We start from the raw sequence: 3084 nt of genomic DNA, 5'->3' as shown, positions 1-3084 counted from the left end.
GCGATGTTCTCGATCATGACGATGGCGTCGTCGACGAGGATGCCGATCGAGAAGATCAGGGCGAACAGGCTGACCCGGTTGATGGTGTAGCCCATCAGGTTGGAGGCGAAGAGGGTCAGCAGGATGGTGGTCGGAATGACCACCGCCGTGACTCCCGCCTCGCGCCAGCCGATGGCGAAGCCGATCAGGATGACGATGGACAGGGTCGCGAGGCCGAGGTGCATCAGCAGCTCGTTGGCCTTTTCGTTGGCGGTCTCGCCGTAGTTGCGGGTGACCACGACCTCGAGCCCCTCCGGGATCAGCGTGCCTTGCAGCGCCTCGACCCTTTCCATGACGCCATGGGAGACGACCACGGCGTTGGCGCCCTGCCGCTTGGCCACGGCGAGGCTCACCGCGGGGGTGCGGGACCAGCCGTCACCGGCGCGGGCGTAGTGGGCGGCGCGGGCCTGGTCCTCGCGCGGCGCCTGGACGATGGTCGCCACGTCGCGGAGATAGACGGGTTCGCCGGCGATGGAGGACACCGTCAGCAGCGCCGCGTCGCCGGGTGTGGCCAGCCGGTCGCCGGACCGCAACACCAAGGCCTGGCCCTGCTCCCGCACCGTGCCGGCCGGAAAGCCCCGGTTGGCCTGGGACACGGTTTCGAGGATCGCGGACAGGGCCACCCCGCGGGCGGTCATGCGCGCCGGGTCGGGCTCCACCCGGATCTCCGACGGCCGGCCGCCGACGATGAAGGTCAGGCCGACGTCCTCGACCTTGCCGATCTCCGTCCGCAGGCGGGCGGCGACCTCATACAGGGCCTGGTCGCTCCAGCGCGCGGCGGCGTCGGCGCGAGGCGTCAGGGTCAGCACCACGGCGGGGACGTCGTTGATGCCGCGGGTGACGATCTGCGGCTCGGACACCCCTGTCGGAATGGCTCCGTAGTTGGCGCGGACCTTCTCGTGCATCCGAACCGCCGCGTCGTCGGGGTCCGAACCGACCTCGAAGCGGGCGGTGACCATGACCCGGTCGTCCTGCACCTGGGTGTAGACGTGTTCGACGCCGTCGATGCTGCGGACAATGGCTTCGAGCGGCTTGGCCGCCAGTTCCGTGGCGTCCGCGGCGCCCAGTCCTGGAGCCGCGACCATGATGTCGACCATCGGCACGCTGATCTGAGGCTCCTCCTCACGGGGAATCGACAGCACGGCCATCAGGCCGACGGCGATGGCCGCCAGCAGCATCAGGGGGGTCAGGGGCGAGTTGAGCGTGGCTCGCGTCAGCCGCCCGGAAAGGCCGAGGTTCATCGGCCCCGCTCCGGCGCCAGCACGACATCGCCGACGGCGAGGCCGGACAGCACCTCCACGCGGTCGCCCGCCACGGGCCCGCCCAGCTGGACCGGCGCCTCGCTGGCGCGTCCGGCGCGGTCGACGGTGCGGACGAAATCGATGCCGTAGCGGGTGGCGACGAAACGGCGCGGCAGCACGAGGGCGCGGCGCTGGCCCACCGGGACCTGCACGACGACCCGCTGGCCCACGCGGTCGCTGGCTAGGCCGTCGACGGCGATGTCGGCGGTGGTCCGACCGGCAGTCGACGCCGGATAGACCTGGGCGATCACGCCGCCGCTGACGCCGGGCAGGTCTTCACCCGTCAGGGCGACAGTCTGGCCGACCCGCAGGTTTCGGCCTTGGGCCTCCGGCAGTTCGAGGCGCAGCACCAGGGGGCCGGCGGTGATGGTGGCGATCGACTGTCCGGCGCCGACCACCGATCCCACCGGAACGTCGGCGGTCAGAACCCGTCCTGCGGCGGGCGCGAGGATGCGGCCCTGGGCGCCGGTTTCCGCGCTGGCCGCGCGCTGGGCGCGGGCGGCCCGGACCTGGGCGTCGGCGGCCCGGGAGGCGGCGAGGGCCTGGTCGAGCCGGGCCTGGGCGTAGATGCCCTTGTCGAACAGGGTCTGGATCCGCGACAGGTCCGACCGGGCCCGCGCGGCCTCGGCCTCGGCCGCCGCGACCTGGGCCCCGAACGCCGCCGTCTCGAGCCCGACCCGGTTGTCGACGACGACGCCGATGACCTGGCCTTCGCGGACGGTGTCGCCCTCGCGGACATTCAGCTCGACCAGGGTGCCCGGGATGCGGGCGCGCGCCTCGCCGAGGTCGCGGGACGTCACTACCGCGGAGGCCGGCTTGACCGCGTCGATCAGCACTTCGGTCACGGCCAGCCGCTCGCCCGGCACCGGCGCGGTCGGCACGGGTGCGGGCTCGCCGCCGCAGCCCGACAACCCGCCGGCCAGCAGTGCGGCGGCGGCCAGGACGGCGAACAGGGCCGGGGGTCTGGTCATCAGGGCGTCCTTATATGAGCTTGCACTAATATTAGATTACGCTAATATGAATTCAAGCCTCAGGACTGTCCTCCCGGCGCCGGCTGCAAGCCTTGATGCGGATCAAGGCGTGGCCGTTGCGGCGGCGCAGGATCAGGCATCGGACGACCGCCCGGAAGGAGACCGCGCATGGACCGGCCCACCATCGTTATCCTCGGCGCAGGCCTTGGGGGCGCCATCGCCGCCTACGACATCCGGCACGCCCTGGGCGACCGGGCGCGGATCGTCATGGTGTCGAAGGGCGACACCTTCCACTTCACGCCGTCCAACCCGTGGGTGGCGGTGCACTGGCGCAAGCGGGAAGCCATCGAGGTCAGCCTGCCCGAGGTGATGAAGCGCAAAGGCGTGGAGTTCATCAATGTCGCCGCCAGCCGCATCCGGCCGCACGAGAAGGGCCTAGACCTGGCCGACGGCCGGGCGCTGCATTACGATTACCTGGTCATCGCCACCGGTCCCGACCTGGCCTTCGACGAGATTCCTGGTCTCGGCCCCGACGGCCACACGGTCTCGATCTGCCACGTCGACCACGCCGTGCACGCGGCCGAAGCGTTCGACGCCTTCGTGGAGAACCCGGGCCCGATCGTGGTCGGCGCGGTGCAGGGGGCCTCGTGTTTCGGCCCAGCCTATGAGTTCGCCATGATCCTCGACACCGAGCTGCGCCGCCGCCGGTTGCGCGACAAGGTGCCGATGACCTTCGTCACCTCCGAACCCTATATCGGCCACCTCGGCCTCGA

The 3084-nt window shown here is 71.1% G+C and carries 3 protein-coding genes; 1 reads left to right on the top strand and 2 read right to left on the bottom strand.

Annotated features, from left to right (window positions below; all coding sequences use genetic code 11):
* On the bottom strand, window positions 1-1280 hold a 1280-nt coding region (locus tag VGD32_RS00985; protein WP_331030039.1), incomplete at its 3' end, for an efflux RND transporter permease subunit.
* A complete protein-coding gene (locus VGD32_RS00980; RefSeq protein ID WP_331030038.1) occupies window positions 1277-2311 on the bottom strand; it encodes an efflux RND transporter periplasmic adaptor subunit in 1035 nt (344 codons plus the stop codon). The genes VGD32_RS00980 and VGD32_RS00985, both read right to left, overlap by 4 nt.
* 168 nt (window positions 2312-2479) lie before the next feature.
* Here VGD32_RS00980 and VGD32_RS00975 point away from each other — a divergent pair.
* Window positions 2480-3084, top strand: a 605-nt coding sequence (locus VGD32_RS00975; protein ID WP_331030037.1) for an NAD(P)/FAD-dependent oxidoreductase, incomplete at its 3' end; no start/stop codon positions are given.

This window comes from Brevundimonas sp., from assembly GCF_036402095.1.
Classification (GTDB): domain Bacteria; phylum Pseudomonadota; class Alphaproteobacteria; order Caulobacterales; family Caulobacteraceae; genus Brevundimonas.
The sequence above is the reverse complement of the archived record's forward strand: the minus strand, read 5'-3'. Positions and strand labels throughout refer to the sequence as shown.